This is a genomic window from Geopseudomonas sagittaria (assembly GCF_900115715.1).
GTDB lineage: Bacteria > Pseudomonadota > Gammaproteobacteria > Pseudomonadales > Pseudomonadaceae > Geopseudomonas > Geopseudomonas sagittaria.
Genome location: NZ_FOXM01000005.1, coordinates 208,794 through 227,249, shown reverse-complemented (window position 1 = coordinate 227,249; position 18,456 = coordinate 208,794). Strand labels below are relative to the sequence as shown.

Annotated in this window: 15 protein-coding genes; 2 read left to right on the top strand and 13 right to left on the bottom strand. The window is 67.1% G+C overall.

Features of this window, described 5'->3' with window-relative positions:
* Positions 1–7 precede the first annotated feature (7 nt).
* Positions 8–2,023: an acyltransferase family protein gene (locus BM297_RS08545; RefSeq protein ID WP_245768232.1), complete on the bottom strand. Its 2,016-nt coding sequence runs from the start codon at positions 2,021–2,023 to the stop codon at positions 8–10.
* A gap of 193 nt (positions 2,024–2,216) precedes the next feature.
* Here BM297_RS08545 and BM297_RS08540 point away from each other — a divergent pair, with 193 nt between their 5' ends.
* On the top strand, positions 2,217–2,885 hold the full coding sequence (locus BM297_RS08540) for a lipopolysaccharide kinase InaA family protein (RefSeq protein WP_092430231.1): 669 nt from the start codon (positions 2,217–2,219) through the stop codon (positions 2,883–2,885).
* Positions 2,885–3,511 carry a CatB-related O-acetyltransferase gene (locus BM297_RS08535; protein WP_092430229.1) on the top strand — a complete coding sequence of 209 codons (627 nt, stop codon included), beginning with the start codon at positions 2,885–2,887 and terminating at the stop codon, positions 3,509–3,511. Before BM297_RS08540 ends, BM297_RS08535 begins: the two co-directional genes overlap by 1 nt.
* Here BM297_RS08535 and BM297_RS08530 read toward each other — a convergent pair.
* From BM297_RS08530 to glnE, 12 genes are all read right to left on the bottom strand, one after another.
* A complete protein-coding gene (locus BM297_RS08530; protein WP_092430227.1) occupies positions 3,494–4,357 on the bottom strand; it encodes a glycosyltransferase in 864 nt (287 codons plus the stop codon). The two genes, BM297_RS08535 and BM297_RS08530, sit on opposite strands and share 18 nt — an antisense overlap.
* A gap of 1 nt (position 4,358) precedes the next feature.
* Entirely contained in the window at positions 4,359–5,492 is a 1,134-nt protein-coding gene (locus BM297_RS08525) for a glycosyltransferase (protein WP_092430225.1), read from the bottom strand.
* Complete coding sequence (locus BM297_RS08520) at positions 5,489–6,406, bottom strand: glycosyltransferase family 2 protein (RefSeq protein WP_092430223.1); 918 nt, start codon at positions 6,404–6,406, stop codon at positions 5,489–5,491. The genes BM297_RS08525 and BM297_RS08520 overlap by 4 nt, the downstream gene beginning before the upstream one ends.
* The gene (locus BM297_RS08515) at positions 6,393–8,147 is read right to left on the bottom strand and encodes a carbamoyltransferase family protein (RefSeq protein WP_092430221.1); all 1,755 of its coding nucleotides are present in this window, start codon (positions 8,145–8,147) and stop codon (positions 6,393–6,395) included. The genes BM297_RS08520 and BM297_RS08515 overlap by 14 nt, the downstream gene beginning before the upstream one ends.
* Positions 8,148–8,163: 16 nt before the next feature.
* Entirely contained in the window at positions 8,164–9,603 is a 1,440-nt protein-coding gene (locus tag BM297_RS08510) for a lipopolysaccharide kinase InaA family protein (protein ID WP_092430219.1), read from the bottom strand.
* A gap of 14 nt (positions 9,604–9,617) precedes the next feature.
* The gene (locus tag BM297_RS08505; protein ID WP_092430217.1) at positions 9,618–10,355 is read right to left on the bottom strand and encodes a lipopolysaccharide kinase InaA family protein; all 738 of its coding nucleotides are present in this window, start codon (positions 10,353–10,355) and stop codon (positions 9,618–9,620) included.
* Positions 10,352–11,167, bottom strand: a complete 816-nt coding sequence (rfaP, locus tag BM297_RS08500) for a lipopolysaccharide core heptose(I) kinase RfaP (protein WP_092430215.1) — start codon at positions 11,165–11,167, stop codon at positions 10,352–10,354. The genes BM297_RS08505 and rfaP overlap by 4 nt, the downstream gene beginning before the upstream one ends.
* The gene (locus BM297_RS08495) at positions 11,158–12,285 is read right to left on the bottom strand and encodes a glycosyltransferase family 4 protein (RefSeq protein WP_092430213.1); all 1,128 of its coding nucleotides are present in this window, start codon (positions 12,283–12,285) and stop codon (positions 11,158–11,160) included. The genes rfaP and BM297_RS08495 overlap by 10 nt, the downstream gene beginning before the upstream one ends.
* The gene (gene waaC / locus BM297_RS08490; protein ID WP_092430211.1) at positions 12,285–13,343 is read right to left on the bottom strand and encodes a lipopolysaccharide heptosyltransferase I; all 1,059 of its coding nucleotides are present in this window, start codon (positions 13,341–13,343) and stop codon (positions 12,285–12,287) included. The genes BM297_RS08495 and waaC overlap by 1 nt, the downstream gene beginning before the upstream one ends.
* Complete coding sequence (gene waaF, locus BM297_RS08485) at positions 13,344–14,393, bottom strand: lipopolysaccharide heptosyltransferase II (RefSeq protein WP_092430209.1); 1,050 nt, start codon at positions 14,391–14,393, stop codon at positions 13,344–13,346.
* Positions 14,394–14,541: 148 nt separating this feature from the next.
* Positions 14,542–15,465, bottom strand: a complete 924-nt coding sequence (locus tag BM297_RS08480; RefSeq protein ID WP_092430207.1) for a branched-chain amino acid transaminase — start codon at positions 15,463–15,465, stop codon at positions 14,542–14,544.
* A gap of 44 nt (positions 15,466–15,509) precedes the next feature.
* Positions 15,510–18,446: a bifunctional [glutamate--ammonia ligase]-adenylyl-L-tyrosine phosphorylase/[glutamate--ammonia-ligase] adenylyltransferase gene (gene glnE, locus BM297_RS08475; RefSeq protein WP_092430205.1), complete on the bottom strand. Its 2,937-nt coding sequence runs from the start codon at positions 18,444–18,446 to the stop codon at positions 15,510–15,512.
* Positions 18,447–18,456: the final 10 nt, after the last annotated feature.

Below are 18,456 nucleotides of genomic sequence, written 5' to 3'. Positions count from 1 at the left end.
TGCGCTCTCAGCGCGCCTGGCCATGCGCTAATGACTCGGCTGTGGGCGCCGCGAATATCTGGGCAAACATGGGAATCAGCAGGCGGTTACCGAACTCACTCAGGTGATCGTCGTCAACGTACAGCGGCCAGCCATCACGACTGCCATGACAGCTTCGCTCATCACACAGGTAGGGTACGGGATCGAGAATATGCGCCCCGCAACGGGCGACGGCCTCGTCCTGAGCTGCCCATACCAAGGCATGCCGCTGGCTGTAGCCTGTACGCGTGATCGACGGCTCTACCCGCTTGCCAAGCAACATCGCACGCCCCAGCAAATGGGGCACGCTGTCCATCATCTCGGGAACCGGGCGCATCAGGTATAGAGGATGATGCTTGGCCAACTGACAGGCGGATTCCACGTACTGCTCGCGGAACTCCTCCAAGAACTCGGGGGTGACCGTCTCGACCGGACGGGAAAAATACACCGCTGGCTGGCCCGGATGGTTGATCCCTGGAATGGGCAGTTCACCCATGACATAGAAAGTGGTTCGGTTCACCACGATAAGGGGCTTGCCCGGATAGAGGGTTTCCAGCTGCGTGAACAACTCGTCTTTCAGCCCCCGACACGGTTCAGCGCCATCATAGCCGACTCGGTGTGCGGCCAGGACCATCAGGCATGCGCTCATCCCCCTGAAATAGACTCCTTGCTGCTGGCTAGGCAGGCTGGCGGCCACGGCGGTGACCACCGCATCAGCATGGCTGTCACCGATCACCAGAGCGCTTATCTGGTCCCCACCGAAGACACAGGGTGCGGCCTCGCCCAGACACTCTTCGATGCGAGAGTTGCGGTTATGACGTTCAGCCTCGACCTGCGCCACCGCCTGCGGCAGGCGATCGGGAAAACCACTGCGACGGACCATCTGTGCAGAAACCGCAAACACGACCACGCACGACGCCAGCCAGATGGCCCCCCGCACCTTGCTCTTTTGCGCCAGCCAGTCGCGCGCCGGCACCTCCACCCAGCGATAGGAAAGGTGACCGAGCAGCAATGCAACCAGCAAGCCAGCACCAATCAGCACGGGAGAATGCTGCTGATCGAAATACACCAGCAATACAACCAGTGGCCAGTGCCACAAATAGATGGAATAGGAGCGCGTCCCAAGCCACTGGGCTGCCTTGCTACAGGTCAGGAAAGAGCCTGATCGTCCTGCCAGGATGATCAGGCCCGCACCCAGCGTCGGTAGCAGCACTGCCGTCCCCGGCCAGCGCATCGAGGTATCCACTAGCAACACCGCCGCGACGACAAGCGCGCCCCCCAGCACCTCGAGCGACTGGCGCACACGTGCCGACAGGCAGAATTGCTCGCCTAGCAGGTACACCATCCCGCCGAGCAGCATTTCCCAAGCCCGCGACTGCAGCTTGAAGAAGGCGGCACTCGGCTCGCGGACACTCAGAAACTGGCAAACTGCGAAGGACGCCAAAATCCCCAGCAGGTGCGCGACAAGCAGCGCCCGCCGTCCGGGCAGCAGCTTGCTCAACCCGAGCAGCCCCAGCGGGTACAGCAGGTAGAACTGCCATTCGACCGACAGCGACCAGGTATGCAGCAGCCACTTCTCATGCGAAGCGCTGTCGAAATAGCCGGCTTCGGCGAGGTAGCGCAGGTTGGAGCTGAACAGCAGGCTCTCGCGGGCATGCTTGCCAAGGGTCTGATATTCCCGCGGCATCAGGAGGAACCAACCGATCACCAGTAGAACGGCGACCAGTACGACCAAGGCCGGCAGGATCCGCCGCGCCCGAGCCAGATAGAAGCTGGCGAGACCAAAACGCCCGGTATCCAGCCCCTTGCAGACAATGCCCGCCATAAGGAAACCGGAAATCACGAAAAAGACGTCGACCCCGGCAAAGCCGCCACTGAATCCCGGCACATTGAAATGGTAGAGCACCACCGCCACCACGGCCCAGGCACGCAGGCCATTGATATCGGAGCGAAAGCCATCGCCCCTTATGCCCGCCGCTGATATATTCGCCACATTTTTCCCCACGAAAGCTGCATCCTTGGCACAACAGGAAATCGTCCTACCCCTCAACGAAAGCGGCGACATGATACAGAGCCATAGAGCACCACACGATGCCCATTGTGCTAACCCGCCCACATGAGAGCTGGTTTCTGACCTGGATCCCACTAGCACTGATCGCAAGCCTGTGCATACGAAAAAGCCTGGAACAGACTGGTTGATGAAAAACCTGAACGAAGACAACCTCAACGCACTCTTGCAGGGTGCGCGAGTCATTGAGGAGGACGGTTACGGCATAAAGGTTGCCTGCCTTGCCAATGGCGACTACCTAAAGCTGTATCGGCGCAAACGCCTGCTCAGCTCCGCCCTGTGGGCCCCCCCGGCGCGCCGTTTCGCCGCCAACGCCGAGCGTCTGCGCCAGCTCGATATTCCGGCGCCGTTCATCGTCGAGACACTGCAAGTGCCGAGCCGCCAGCTGAACGGCGTGCGCTACCAGCCGTTACCTGGTGACACCCTGCGCAACCACTGGCGCAGCTTGGATGACGAACAGCGGGCTGGCGAGGTGCAACGCTTCGGTGCCTTTCTCGGCCAGTTGCACGAGTTCGGTGTGTACTTCCGCTCCCTGCATCTGGGCAACGTGCTGACCTTGCCCGACGACAGGTTCGGCCTGATCGACTTGTCGGACATGCAGATCAGCGGACGGCCTCTGCCTCGCTGGAAACGCCAACGCAATCTGCAGCACATGCTGCGCTATGCCGAGGACAGCCACTGGCTGACCGTTCTGCATCGCCAGAGCCTGTTGAGCGGTTACGCCCAGTATTGTGGGCAAGGACCCGCAGACCGACTGGCGCGGGCATTGTGTCGGCTGCAGGGGCCGGGAGAACACTGATGAATTCATTGCTGAATCGGCTATCGCATCTGCTGCGCAAGCCGCCCAAGCCGCCAAAACTGCACCGGGCCCAGGAAAAATTCCGCGAACGCTATCCGCAGTACCGCATTGGCGTCGGCACCTATGGCATGCCCGAAGTGCATGACTGGAACGAAGGCTCGACGCTGCGCATCGGCTCCTACAGCTCGATCGCCGGCAACGTGCAGATCTACCTGGGCGGGCAACACCGCATCGACTGGGTGAGCAGCTTCCCCTTCCCGGCCTTCGTCGAGGAAGCGGCGCAGATACCGGACTACGGCGGCACTCGCGGCGATGTGATGATCGGCAGCGACGTCTGGATCTGCTCCAACAGCATCATCCTGTCGGGCGTCAGCATCGGACACGGCGCAGTCGTTGCCAACGGCAGCGTGGTCAGCCGCGACGTAGCCCCCTACTCCGTGGTGGCTGGCAACCCTGCCCAGCACGTGCGTTGGCGCTTCCCTGAGGAACAGTGTCAGGCGCTGCTGGCCAGCGCCTGGTGGGACTGGCCGGAGAGCGAGGTCCGTGCCGTGGCCCACCTGCTCTGTTCGCCGGACATCGCCGCATTCCTCGACTATGTGTGCACCCGCTCAGCGAGTCAGCAATAGACGCCCTAGGGCCCGCAGGGTCTTGCCGTTCCAGTAACGCAGCGGCAGCTGCCCGAGCAGTTCGCGGGCCAGTGGCTTGTCCTGACTGGCGCACTTGAGCAACATCGAGTTGACGAAGCGGGCGCAGACCTGCGGATAGGCCGGATGATCGCTGAATTGCGCATAGGTCTTCAGCACGTTGTCGATCATGAAGCGGCGGTTCTTGTAGGTGTTGGTGTCATGTACCCGGTACTTGGCCAATACCTCGCCCAGCACATCGATGAAATAGCCGGCGCGGGCGATCTTCAACTCGATCAGCAGATCCTCGAGTTTGATCTCGGGATCGAAGCCGCCGACTTTCTCCAGAGCCTCGCGCCGGAACAGCAAGGTCGGTGCGGGCGGTCCAGCCTGGTCGGAGTTGAACATGCCCTCAAAATCCAGGCGCCGGAACGGCCGATCGCGATTGCGCTTGACCAAGGGGTTGCCGCTGCCATCGATCTGCTCGATGTTGCCGGCACAGATGCCCACCTCCGGCTTGCCCTGCAGGTAGGCCACCTGTAGGGCGATACGCTCCGGCAGCATGATGTCGTCGGAGCCGAACGGTGCAATCAGGCTGCCCTGGGCGCGAGCGATACAGTCGTTCAGGGTTCTGGCCAACCCCTGGTTGGCCTGCACGCGAAAGTCGAAATCGTAGCGCTCCTGCAGCTTGCGGATTCGCTCGACACTGTCGTCCCTGGAGCCATCGTCCACCACCAGCAGCTCGATGTGCGGATAGCTCTGCTCCAGCACGCTGAGAATGCTCGCTTCGATGTAGGGCCCGTGGTTGTAGGAAGCGATGATCACGCTGACCAGCGGTTGTTCGCTCATTTCAGCCTCTCCCGGCCTGCAGCTCGTCCAGCAATTCGCGGTACTGCCGGCGGAAATCTTCGATGGCATGCGCTCGACACAGATAGGCATAGGCCCGTTCACCCTCTTCCATACGCTGGGCGGGGGACAGCGCCAGCACCTCGCGTAGGCGCTCGGCCAGCGCCTGCGGCTGGCCGACCGGGAAGATGCGCCCGCCGCAGTCCTCGAGAATCGGCCGCAGGCTATCGATGTCCGAACCGATCACCGGCAGATGCCCGCTCATGCCTTCGAGCAGCGCCAGGGGCAAACCCTCGCTGAGGGACGGCATGACGAAGACATCGAACGCCCGCACGTACTGCAGGGCATCCTCCTTCGCGCCCAGCAGGCGAACACGTTCCTGCAGGCCGTGCCGCTCGATCGCCGCCTCCAGCTCGCCACGCGAGCGCCCCTCGCCAATGATCGCCAGTGTCGCGCTCGGGTATTCGTCCTTGATTCGGGCAAAGGCCTCGATCAGGTGGATGTGCCCTTTCACCGGCACCAGCCGGCCGATGGTGCCGAAGACGAAGTCGTCCGCGGACAGGCCGAGCAACTCGCGGGCATGCTGGCGTGGGTGCTGCAGTTGCTCGGCACGGGCGATATCGATGGCATTGTTGATCTGTCGAACGGTGTCGGCTGTGAGTCCAGCGCCGCAGTTCAGCAGGTCGTCACGCACCGCGCGCGACACGCCAACCAGACGCCAGACCGGACTGAGCAGCCGGCGCAGTTCCCAGCGCCGGTAGGCGCGGTCGTATTCACCAAGGCCGTGCAGCACGCCGATGCAGGCAGGAATCCGCAGCCAGCGATTCAGCAGCATCAGAGCATTGATCGGCTTGAAGCGGTGCACGATCACTGCGTCGTAGCGCTCGGCCCGACAGTGTTTGTAGAGCGCCCAGAGCACCCCCAGGCGCAGCCCCTTGGTGGCGCCCTGGCTGAAGCCGAAGTAGACCGAACGGGCGGCCCGACTGACCGGTTCTCCAGGCCCCGGCCGCCCGCGCAGGAAGGCCGTGGTCACCTCGTAACGCTCAGCCGGCAATCCCTGGATCACCTGCTCGGCCAGATCGGAGGCGTTGACGTTGTAGCGGTTCTGCAACTGCAGCACCTTGACCTTGCGCGTCATGGCCGACGCCCCAGCCACAGCCGTAACGCCTTGCGCACATAGGAACCTTTCAGCAGCACGCGCCAGTCCTGCTTCAGCGCCGCACGGAAGTACCCCTTGGCCGCATCGACGTCACCAGCCAGCCAGGCACTGCGAAACAGCGACAGACAGCGTTGCACATAGAACGCGTCCCTCAGCCCCTGAAACTCGCGCCCCAGCCGCTGCGGCGAAAACACCTCGTCGACCAGCGCCAGCCCACCCGCCTTGGCGTGGCTGAACTGGTGGCGCAGGCTGTCGTCGTGCTTGTGGATCAACGCCAGGGGCTGCTCCAGCGCCGTGCAGGGGTAGTTGGCCAGCGCCTGAGCAAACACCGGAATGTCCTCGGCGCTGCGAAATGCCTCCGGATAGTCGCCGCGCGCGAAAACCTCGCGATGCATGGCGCAGGCGCCGTGAGAAACGGCGATGCGCTTGTCCAGCAGGTAGGCGCGCAGGCGTTGCAGGGGATCGTCCGGCAGGGCGGCGGGGGTGTGCAGGCGACGCTTGCCGTCCGCCGAAACCGCCCAGTGTCCGGCGAGAACCACACGGGTCTGCGGCTGCTCGCGCAGATGGACGCTCAGGGCCGCCAGGGCGTCGGCGGCCAGTTCGTCGTCGGCGTCGAGAAACACCAGATACTGACCGCGGCTTTCGCGGATCCCCAGGTTGCGCGCCGACGAGGCGCCGCCGTTCGTCTTGCGAATCGCGCGGAAGCGCCCCGGGTACTGGGCCTGCAAGGCGTTCAGCACCTGCGGCGTGTCATCGGTCGAACCGTCGTCGACGACCAGCAGCTCGCAGCTGTCGGTCAGCTGTGGCAATACCGACTCGACAGCACGCGGCAACAGTCGGGCGTAGTTGTACGCCGGAATGACGACGCTGATCAGCGTCTCAGACCGTGTCATACCCATCCACCCCGTCCTTGACCACCAGAATGTCCTCCATGATCAGGTACTGCAGGTCGGAGCCGAAGAACATGTTCAGCGCGTCGGTGGGCGAGCAGACCATCGGCTCGCCGCGGCGGTTGAGCGAGGTGTTCAGCGACACGCCGTTGCCGGTGAGCTTCTCCAGCTCGACCATCAGGTCGTACCAGCGCGGGTTGTGGCGGCGCTCGAGGACCTGGGCGCGCGAGGTGCCGTCTTCGTGGACCACTTCCGGTACACGGCTCTTCCACTCCTCGTTGACCTCGAAGGTAAAGGTCATGAACGGCGACGGATGGTCGACCTTGAGCATCTTCGGTGCCACGGTGTCGAGCATCGACGGGCAGAACGGCCTCCAGCGCTCGCGGAACTTGATCTGCTCGTTGATGCGATCGGCCACGCCAGCCGCGCTCGGGCAGCCGATGATCGAGCGGCCGCCGAGGGCGCGCGGGCCGAACTCCATGCGGCCCTGGAACCAGGCCACCGGGTTGCCGTCGACCATGATTTTGGCGATGCGCTCGGCGGTGTTGTTGATGCGCTTGAACACCGGCTGCTTCGGATGGCGGGCGCAGGCGGCGATCACGTCCTCGTTGGAGTAGGCCGGGCCGAGGTAGACGTGTTCCATCTTCTCCACCGGCACGCCGCGGGCCACCGACACGTAGGCGGCGGCGCCGACCGCGGTGCCGGCGTCGCCGGAGGCCGGCTGGACGAACAGCTCCTTGACCTCGTCGCGGGCGATGATCTTCTGGTTGAGCTTGACGTTCAGCGCACAGCCGCCGGCGAAGGCGATCTTGCCGGTCTGCTTGATGATGTCGCCCAGGTAGTAGTCCATCATCTCAAGCGCCAGCTTCTCGAACAGCGCCTGCATGCTGGCGGCGTAGTGGATGTACGGATCGTCGGCGATGTCGCCTTCGCGCTTGGGCCCCAGCCACTCGATCAGCTTGGGCGAGAAGTAGTAGCCCTTGCCGTTTTCCTTGTAGCGGCGGAAGCCGATGACGTTGGCGTACTCGGTGTTGATCACCAGCTCGCCGTTCTCGAACTTGGCCAGCCGCGAGAAGTCGTACTTGGCCGCGTCGCCGTAGGGCGCCATGCCCATCACCTTGAACTCGCCGTCGAGCATCTCGAAGCCGAGGTACTCGGTGATCGCGCCGTACAGGCCGCCCAGCGAATCCGGGTCGTAGAACTCCTTGATCTTGTGGATCTTGCCGTTCTCGCCCCAGCCGAAGAAGGTGGTGGCGTACTCGCCCTTGCCGTCGATGCCCATGATCGCGGTCTTCTCGGTGAAGCCGGAGCAGTGGTAGGCGCTGGAGGCGTGCGCCAGGTGGTGCTCGACCGGCTCGAGCTTGACCTTCTTGAGGTCGAAGCCGAGCTGCTGCAGGCACCACTGGATGCGCTTCTTGTAGCGGTAGTAGCGGCGGTTGCCGAACAGGATGGCGTCGAGGGCGCGGTCCGGCGCGTAGGCGTAGCGCTTGGCATACTGCCAGCGGGCCTTCTCGAAGATGCTGATCGGCGCGAAGGGAATCGCCACCACGTCGACGTCGGCCGGCGTGATCCCGGCCTGCTCCAGGCAGAACTTGGCCGACTCGTAGGGCATGCGGTTCTTTGCGTGCTTGTCGCGCACGAAGCGCTCTTCTTCGACGGCGGCGATCAGCTTGCCGTCGATGTACAGCGCCGCGGACGGGTCATGGCTGAGGGCGCCGGAAAGGCCGAGAACGGTCAGAGCCACAGATGTTTCCCTCTATCTATTCAGGGCGGGTGCCGGGCACCCGCGGTAAACGTTCGTCGAGCAACCGGTACAGGGCCGAGTCGGCCGGCCAGTTGCGCAGAAAGCGTGCGCGGTCTTTCGCGTAGGCGCGGGCAAAACGCCGCGGGCAACGGTGCTGGCGCATGGCGTCGAGGTCGATCAGCGCCCAGCGGCCGTCCTGCCAGAGCAGGTTGGTGCCCTTGAGGTCGCCATGCCCGATGCGCTCGCGCAGCAGCGCGGCGAACAGTCGATCCAGCGCCTGCAGCTCGTTTTCGGGCGGCAGACGACTGCCATCGCGCGCGAATCGGCGGAGTATATCCTCTCCGGCGGCATGCTCGGTAATCAGCCAGGCGCGCCCGCGCAGGCCGAAGCGGCGGCTTTCCAGCATGGCCAGCGGCTGCGGGGTGGCGATGCCGAGGAAATCCAGGCGATTGCCCTCGACCCAGCTGTGCCAGGCGCGACTGGGGCGCCAGCAGCGCTTGAGCCAGTGCGCGACCCCCTTGATGTTGTAGCGCTTGATCACCAGCGGCCGGCCGGCCAGCTCGATGCGCGCCACAGTGGCGCTGCCGCCCTGCTTGAGCAATACGCCGGCCGCGATGGCCGCATCCAAGTCGCCCAGCAGCGGCGCCAGCAGCGCTGCCTGGTCGCGGCGGACGATGCGCAGCTCGTCGCGACTGCGCTGCACGCTGAACAGGCTGCAGTCGCGACCGAGCTTGCTCAGGTAGTCGCGCAGCCGCCAGCGGCGCACCTGGGCCAACGGTGCGCGCAGATCCTGGGCGCTCAGCGCGTGCGCGGGATTGGCCTGACGGTAGTGGACCAGCAGCTGGTCGATGAACGGCTCCAGTTCGGCCGGCAGCTGGGCGAAGAACACGCCGAGATTCTGCAGCGCCTGCGCGCGGGCCAGCGGCTGGCCGGCCAGTTGCGCACGGATGCCGCCGCCATCGATCAGGTACAGCTGGCCGGCACAGCGCAGCAGGTTGTCCAGGTGCAGGTCGTCCTGCCACAGGCCGCGCGCGTGCAGACGGCCGATGGCGCCGAGCGCCTCGGCCAGCACCGCCTCCTGCGCGGCGGACAGCAGCGGCTGCTCGGCCACGGCCTGCCAGACGCCGCCCAAGCTGACCGCCGCGTCGAGAAACTCGAACAGCAGCCAGCCGCCCTCGCCCGCCGCCAAACCCTCGGTCAGCAACTGCGGGGTGTTCAGGCCCTGTTCGCGCAGCAGACGCGCGCCATCGCGCTCGCGGGTGTGATGGCGCTCGGCCCTGGGGCCGACCAGCAGCTTGGCCAGCACGCGACGGCCCTGCCACTCGGCTTCGCCGACGTAGCGCTGGCCGGGCAGCACGCGCAGCAGGCTGAGCAGGCGCAACTGGCCGGACGGCAACTCGACGGTCAGCGGCAGCGCCGGGCTGCGCCCGGCCTGGGCTAGTTCGCTCAAGCGCATGCGCTCCCCCCCCTTCACTCGCGGCCCTCGAAGAAGGCCAGAATCTTGCGCACGCGCCGCTTGTCGTTGGCCGACAGCCGCTGGCGTCCGCGGTACTGCAGATAGAAGCGCAGGCGCCGGGTGCGCGGCAGGTGGTACTTGGCCACCTTGTCCAGGCAGGCGAGGTCCTTGATGATCCGGTAGTCGAGCAGCGGCCCCCACCAGAAGCTGCCGGTCGGGCAGTCGATCAGGTAGAGGTCGCCGCCCTCATCGACCAGCAGGTTGCGCCACTTCAGGTCGTTGTGGGCAAAGCCGTGCTGGTGCATCAGCCGGGTGACTTCGGCCAGCTGGCGGCTGACCTTGTCCAGCCAGTCGCGCTGCTGCAGGCGCGGGTCGTGGTTGCGCGCCAGCGCAGCGAGATCCTCGGTGTCCGCCAGCTCGGCGGTGATCAAGGCGCCGCGGGCGAAGCAGCCGAAACGGCGCTCCAGTCCCCAGGCCACCACCGGGGCGGTGGGAATGCCCCACTTGGCGAACAGGCGCAGGTTCTGCCACTCGGCCTTGACCCGCGGCCGGCCCAGCCAGCGACGCAGGCCCTTGCCGGCGCCCCAGTACTGCTTGACGTAGTAGCGCCGCCCATTGACCGCGACGCGCAGCACCTTGGACATCTGGTCGCCGGCGATCCACTCGCCCTCGAGGGCGAATACCCGATCCAGATCGGCAAACACCTCCTGCGCCGCCGCGGGCAGATCGGCCGCCAGTTGCCAGCCGCTCACGCCGAGGCCCCTGGCGCGTACTTGCGCAGGTAACGGGCATGCAGTCTGGCCGCCTTGCGCTCCAGCCAGCCCAGCAGGACGGCCTCGTCGCGCAGGATGTCGCGCAGCGGGCGCTGGAAATAGGCCTTGAGAAAGCGCAGCAGGTCGCGGCGGGTCAGACCGATCTCCAGCGCGGAGAAGTACAGCGCGGCGAGATCCTTGTTGCGCCAGCGGGTCGGCACGGCGGCGCGGGTCTGCGCGCGGTGCAGGTCGATCACCGACAGGCGAAAATCGTCCGCCGTCACCGGCTGGTCGGTATGCAGCAGGAAGTGGCAGATGTAGCAGTCGCGGTGGTTGACCCCGGCGCGGTGCATGGCGCCGAGCATCGCGGCGACCCGCTGGATCAGTGCGCGCTTGAGGCGCGGATCGGGCGGCGTCGCGCGCCAGTCGCGGCTGAAGTCTTCCAGGCTGACGGTGGGCGCCAGCTCCTCGGTGACGATGAACGAGTGCTGCGCAGCGGGATTGCGGCCACGCTCGCCGAAGGCCACCGCGGTCATGGTCGGCACGCCGGCCGCGGTGAGGCGCTGGATGGCGGTCCACTCCTGGGCGGCGCCAAGCACCGGCAGCTTGGCGCTGAGCAGGTTCTTGACGATCTCGCCCCAGCCGATGCCGCGGTGGATCTTGACGAAGTAGCCGCGCCCTTTGATCTCGGTGCGCAGGGTGCGGCGACCTTCCAGCTCGCGGTAGACCTGGCCGTCGAGGCGCTCGACCTCGGCGAAGGCGTCACGACCGGCCCACAGGCTCTTGAACGGCTCTGCGAGCATCAGGCGCATGCGCCCTCCCCGAGGATCACGTCGGCCGCACGCTGCGGCATCGAGTACAGGTCGGCGCGGTCGGCATAGGCCAGGCCGTTGGCGGCCCAGCGGGCCCGCGCCGCGTCATCGGCAAGCATCTCGGCCAGCATGCGGTTGAGTTGCTCCTGGGCAAACGGACTCGGCACGACCCGGCCGCAGTCGGCGTCGCTGATGTAGTGGGCGTAGCCGCAGACGTCGCTGACCAGCACCGGCAGGCCGGAGACCAGCGCCTCGAGCAGCACGGTGCCGGTGTTCTCGTTGTAGGCCGGATGGATCAGCAGGTCGGCGCCGAGCAAAAAGCGCGGGATGTCGCTGCGCCCCTTGAGGATCTGTACCTGCTCGGACAGGCCGAGCGCCCTGACCTGCAGGAGGAACGGCTTGGGGTCGTCCTGGCCGATGGCGATCAACCGGGTGCGCCGCTTCAGTTCGCGCGGCAGGCTGGCCAGCGCCTTGAGGCTGCGATCCAGACCCTTGGTCTTGAAGCCCGAGCCGATCTGCACCAGCAAGAGATCGTCGTCGGCCAGCTGGAATTCGCGGCGGAACTCGGCGCGGATCGCCGCGGCATTGGCCGGCGCGCGGCGGTCCGCGGCGATGCCCGGCGGCAGCAGGTGGAAGCGCGCGGCCGGGGTGGCGTAGTGCTTGACGAACAGCGGCTGCTGCACCTCGGAGATCATCAGGATCTCGGTGTTCGACTCGGCGGCGAACACCGCGCGCTCGTAGGCGGCGAAGTGCTTGTAGCGCTTGCTGAAGCGGTACAGCGGGTTGCGCAGGGTCTGCGCCTTGTCTTCAAAGCAGCCGTCGGCGGCGTAGTAGACGTCGAGCCCCGGCATCTTGTTGAAGCCGACCACCCGGTCGACCGGGTCGCGGTCCAGATCGGCCGCCAGCCAGGCGCTGAACTTCTCGTTGCGATGGTGATTGAACCAGGCCTTGATCGGCGCCACGCGCACGTCGAAGCCCGCCGGCACCTCGCCCTCCCAGATCGGCGTGTAGACGCGGATGGCGTGGCCGCGGCGCTGGCATTCGAGGGCGATGCGCAGGAAGTCGCGCTGCAGGCCGCCGTAGGGGAAGTACTTGTAGAGCACGAAGGCCAGTTGCATCAGGCGATTCTCTCCGCCAGCAGGGCCTGCAGCTCGCCCGCCACGCGCATGGGGCTGAGGCGGGTGAAGCACAGCGGCTGCTCGGTAGTCAGATCGAAGCGCTGGCGGTCCTCGGCCGTGGGCTGGTAGGCGCAGGTCTTCTTCAGGCAGGGCGCGCAGGGGAAGTCGCTGGCCAGGTGCACCTGGCCGCGCCCGTAGGCCCCGGTGTAGCCCGGATTGGTCGGGCCGTAGAGGGAAATGGTCGGCACATCCAGCGCCGCGGCCAGATGGCCGAGGCCGGTGTCCACCGCCACGCAGGCGCGCGCACCGGCCAGCTCGGCGGCGACGCCGGCCAGATTCAGCTTGGGCAGCACGCTGACGTGCGCCAGGCCGGCGGCGATGCGCTCGGCACGCGCCAGCTCCTCGGCGTTGCCCCACGGCAGGCGGATCGCCCAGCCCTGGGCACCGAGCCGTTCGGCCAGCTCGCGCCAGTAGCGCTCCGGCCAGTGCTTGGTGGTCCAGGTGGTGCCATGCAGGAACAGCAGGTAGGGCTCATCAACACGTCCGGCCAGCAGGCGCTGGCGGTCCAGCGCGTAGTCGCCGGGGCCGGTGGGCAGCGCATAGCCGAGCGCCTGGGCGAACAGCTGGCGCACCCGCTCCACCGCGTGCATGCCCCAGGGCACGCTGTAGCCGCGCGCGTAGAAGCGGCTGGCCAGCGGCTCGCGGGCGCTGGCACGGTCCAGCCCGGCGACCGGGGCCGGGACGTAGCGGGTCAGGAAGGCGCTCTTCAGCAAGCCCTGGGCGTCGATCACCAGGTCGTAGCGCTGCTCGTTGAGGCGCGCCTTGAACTGCCGCCATTCGCCGCCGCAGAGGGTGCTCCACAGGTTCTTGCGCCAGCGGCGCAGGGCCACCGGGATCACCCGCTCCACCGCCGGGTGCCAGCGCGGAATCTCGGCGAAGCCTTCCTCCACCACCCAGTCGAAACGGATGCCGGGGATCGCGCGCATGGCGTCGGTGAGCGCCGGCAGGGTATGGATGACGTCGCCCAGCGACGAGGTCTTGATCAGCAGGACGCGCACTCAGTGCTCCAGCGGCAGCGGGTCGACCAGCGGATCGCCGGCCAGCTTGTGCAGCGCATCGAGCACCGGCTGCGGCGGCAGGTCGCGCAGGCAGTTGTAGTGGCCGAAGCGGCAGGTGCGCTCGAAACACGGACTGCAGTCCAGGCCGAGGCGGACGATCTCCACCTGCTCGGCCAGCGGCGGGGTGAACTGCGGCGAGGTGGAGCCGTATACCGCCACCAGCGGGCGGTCCAGCGCGGCGGCCACGTGCATCAGCCCGGAGTCGTTGGACACCACGGCGCTGGCGCAGGACAGCAGGTCGATGGCCTCGGCCAGGCTGGTTTCGCCGGCGAGGTTGACCGCCTCCTCCTCCAGGCCGGGGATCAGTTCGTCGCGGATCGCCTCGCCGACCGGATGGTCGTTCTTCGAGCCGAACAGCCAGACCTGCCAGCCGGCGCGGATCTTGGCGTCGGCCACCGCGGCGTAGTGCGCGGCCGGCCAGCGCTTGGCCTCACCGAATTCGGCGCCGGGGCACAGCGCCAGCACCGGACGGTCGAGGCTCAGGCCGAACTTGGCCAGCGCCGCCTCGCGGCTCTGCGGGTCGATCTGCAACTGCGGACGCGGATAGGGCCTGGGCAATGCGGCGCCCGGCGCATAGGCCAGGGCCATGAAACGCTCGATCATCAGCGGGTAGCGCTGTTCGTCCAGCCTGCGGATGTCATTGAGCAGGCCGTAGCGCATCTCGCCGCGCCAGCCGGTGCGCGTCGGGATGCCGGCGAAGAACGGCACCAGCGCGGACTTCAGCGAGTTGGGCAGCAGGATGGCCTGGTCGTACTGGCCGGCCAGCGACTTGCCGATACGGCGGCGACCGGCGAGGTCGAGCACGCCATGGCCGAACGGGAAGCTCAGCGCCTGACGCACTTCGGGCATGCGCTCGAGGATCGGCCGGCTCCACTCGGGGGCCAGCACGTCGATTTGGCAGTCGGGATGGCGCTGTTTGAGACACTGGAACAGCGTCTGCGCCATCACCATGTCGCCGACCCAGCTGGGGCCAATGATCAGGATATTCATAGGAATTCGTCTGGTCGTAGTTGGGACGGGCCGTAGGGTGGGTTAGCCGCGCCAGCGGCGTAACCCACCAGATGGTGGCCGGCCCTGCGGACCGGATGGTGGGTTACGGCCTGCGGCCTAACCCACCCTACGCGGATCCGGAGCGTGCTTACTTGACCAGGGTGCGCCACTCGGCGTGGGCCGCGGTCTTGCCGGTGACCAGGTCGAAGTAGGCCTTCTGCAGCTTCTCGGTGACCGGGCCACGGCGGCCGGCACCGATCTGGCGGCCGTCCAGTTCGCGGATCGGGGTCACTTCGGCGGCGGTGCCGGTGAAGAAGGCCTCGTCGGCGATGTACACCTCGTCGCGGGTGATGCGCTTCTCGACGATCTCGACGCCCTGCTCGCGCGCCAGGGTCAGCACGGTGTTGCGGGTGATGCCGTTCAGGCAGGCGGTCACCTCGGGGGTGTAGATCACGCCGTCCTTGACGATGAACACGTTCTCGCCCGAACCCTCGGCCACGTAGCCTTCCGGATCCAGCAGCAGGGCCTCGTCGGCGCCGGCGGACACGGCTTCCTGCAGGGCCAGCATCGAGTTGATGTAGTGACCGCTGGCCTTGGCGCGGGTCATCGAGATGTTCACGTGGTGGCGGGTGAACGAGCTGGTGCGGATCTTGATGCCGGTTTCCAGCGCCTCGTCGCCCATGTAGGCGCCCCAGTGCCAGGCGGCGATGACCACGTGCACCTTCAGGTTGTCGGCGCGGATGCCCATGCCTTCCGAGCCGTAGAAGGCCAGCGGGCGGATGTAGGCGCTCTCCAGACCGTTCTCGCGCACCGCGGCGCGGGTGGCCTCGTTGATCTCGTCCTTGGTGTAGGGGATCTTCATGCCCATGATGTGGGCGGAGTCGAACAGGCGATCGGTGTGCGCCTGCAGACGGAAGATCGCGGTGCCATCCGGGGTGTTGTAGGCGCGCACGCCCTCGAACACACCCATGCCGTAGTGCAGGCTGTGGGTCAGCACATGGGTGTTGGCCTCGCGCCACTGCACCAGTTCACCGTCATACCAGATAACGCCATCACGATCGGCCATCGACATAATTTGCCAGCTCCTTCAAGAATTCGTGTTTGCTTCGGGGCGACTCAGGCCAGCCCCAACTCGCGCCAGATCCGCATCACGCCGCGGCGTTCCTCATGGAAGTGGTCTCCGCCAACGACGCCGGCCTGTTTCTGCAAGGCCAGGCGGTGGGCGGCTGCTCGATAGGCCTTGTAGGCCTCCTGCAGGAGTCGGACGTCGGAGCTCGCGATCAGGCCAGCCTGCTCCAACCCTTCCAGAATGCGGATGTTGTCGGTGAAACGCAGCAGTTCGGGGTACTGCCGCGACCAGGCGAGAACGGCATATTGCACCATAAATTCGATATCGACGATACCACCGGCATCGTGCTTGAGATTGAAGGTCGCCGCCGCCGCGAACGCCTCTGGCGCGGTGCCGCCGGCGGTGCTCTTGGTGCCGAGATTGTCGCGCATCTTGGCGCGCATCTCGCTGACTTCGCCGCGCAACGCGGCGCCATCGCGCTCGCGGCCGAGCACCCGGGCGCGGATCTGCTCGAACTGCTCGGCCACCCGATCGGAGCCGGTCAGCTTGCGGGCGCGCACCAGCGCCTGGTGCTCCCAGGTCCACGCCTCGCTTTCCTGGTAGCGCTCGAAGGCCGCCAGCGAGCTGGCCAAGAGGCCGGACACGCCGGAGGGGCGCAGGCGCATGTCGACCTCGTACAGCGCACCCGAGGCGGTCTGCGCGGTGAGCAGGTGGATGATGCGCTGGCCCAGGCGGGTGTAGAACTGCGCGCTGTCGATCGGCTTGGCGCCGTCGGTCTCGGTCTGCTGGTCGCCGCTGTGGACGAACACCAGGTCGAGGTCGGAGCTGTGGCCCAGTTCGATGCCGCCGACCTTGCCGTAGCCGACGATGATGAAGTCCGCCTCGCTGGCCACGCTGCCGTCGGCGCGGCGCGGGTAGCCGTGCTTCTGGCCGACCTGGCGCCAGGCCAGCTGCAGGACCTGCTCGAGAATCGCCTCGGCCAGCCAGGTCAGGTAGTCGGACACCTTCATCAGCGGCAGGCTGCCGGCGATCTCCGAGGCCGCCACGCGCAGGCCGTGGGCCAGCTTGAAGTGGCGCAGCGCCTCCATCTGCTGCTCGAGGTCGTCCTCGGGGATGCGGGTCAGCCGCTCGCGCAGCTCGGCGGTCAGCTCGGCCTTGCCCGGCGGGCTGTACAGCCGCCCCTCGTTGAGCAGCTCGTCGAGCAGCAGCGGAAAGCGCGCGATCTGCTCGGCGACCCACGGGCTGGCCGCGCACAGGGTCAGCAGGCGCTCCAGCGCGCCGGGGTTCTCGCTGAGCAGCACCAGATAGGCCGAGCGCCGCGCCACCGCCTCGACCAGCGGCAGCAGGCGCTCGAGCAGCAGGTCCGGATGGCCGTGGGCGACCATGGCCGCCAGCAGGCGGGGCATGAAGGCGTCCAGGCGCTCGCGGCTCAGGCGCTGCATGGCGCGCACCGAGGAGCTGTGCTGCAGGCCCTCGATGCGCTGCCAGGCCGTCGCGCCATCAATGAAGCCGGCCTCGATCAGCTGGTGCTGGGCGGCGTCCGCCTCCAGGGCGTTCTGCCACAACGGCAGCCACTCGTCGCCGGCGCCGGCCAGATTGGCGCCGGCCTCGTCCTCGGGATCGGCAATCACCTGGCGGAAGTGGAAGTCGACGCGCCCGCGCCAGTAGGCCAGGCGGTCGAGCAGCGCATTCCAGCCATCGAAGCCCATGATGAAGGCCACCCGCGCGCGCTCCAGCTCGCCGTCGGGGAGCATCTGCGTCTGGCGGTCGGCGATGGCTTGCAGGGCGTGCTCCAGGTAGCGCAGGAAGCGGTAGCCCGCGGTCAGCTCGTCGACCACCGCCGGCGGCAGGTAGCCCTGGCCGGCCAGGGTGGCGAGCACCTTGAGCAGCGGCCGCTGCTGCAGGCTGAGGTCGCGGCCGCCGTGGATCAGCTGGAAGGCCTGGGCGATGAACTCCACCTCGCGGATGCCGCCGGCGCCGAGCTTGATGTTCTCGGTCATGCCCTTGCGGCGCACCTCCTGCTGGATCAGCTGCTTCATGGTGCGCAGCGCCTCGATGGCCGAGAAGTCCAGATAGCGGCGGTAGACGAACGGCCGCAGCATCTGCTGCAGCTGCGCGCCGGCGGCCTGGTCGCCGGCCACCACGCGCGCCTTGATCATCGCGTAGCGCTCCCAGTCGCGGCCCTGGTCCTGGTAGTACTGCTCCATGGCGTTGAAGCTGTACACCAGCGGGCCGCTGGAGCCGTAGGGGCGCAGGCGCATGTCGACGCGGAACGCGAAGCCGTCGACGGTGACCGCGTCCAGCGCCTTGATCAGCTTCTGGCCCAGGCGGGTGAAGAACTCCTGGTTGTCCAGCGGCCGGCGCGCGCCGACGGTCTCGCCGCCCTCGGGATAGGCGAAGATCAGGTCGATGTCCGAGGACAGGTTGAGCTCGAAGGCGCCGAGCTTGCCCATGCCGAGCACCACCAGGTGCTGCGGCTCGCCGCTGCGTCCGCCGATCGGCGTGCCGGACTGCTCGCACAGCCGCGCGTACAGCCAGTGGTAGGCCAGGTCAATGCTGGCGTCGGCCAGCTCGGACAGGTCGCGGCAGGTCTCGGCCAGGTCGGCCAGGCGGTTGACGTCGCGCCAGATGATCCGCGCCTGCTGGCGGTTGCGGTAGCGGCGCAGGCGGCGCGCCAGATCGTCCTCGCTGGCGCAATCGGCCAGCGTCTGCTGCAGCTGCCCGCGCAGCTCGCCGGCGGCCAGGCTGCGCTCCAGCTCGCCACTGGCGGCCAGCTCGAGGAGCATCTGCGCATCGCGCGCGGCCTGCTCGGCGACGAAGTCGCTGGCGGCCAGCACCCGCGCCAGCGCCGCGTGGCGCGCGGGCGGCCAGGCGGCCAGCGCATGCCGCCCGGCCTCGTCGAGGCGCGACTGGAAGGTCTGCCGGGCGTGGTCGACCAGCGCATGCAGTTCCATCGGCAGATCAGTCAGGGAGGGAAGGCTCATGGTCTATCCT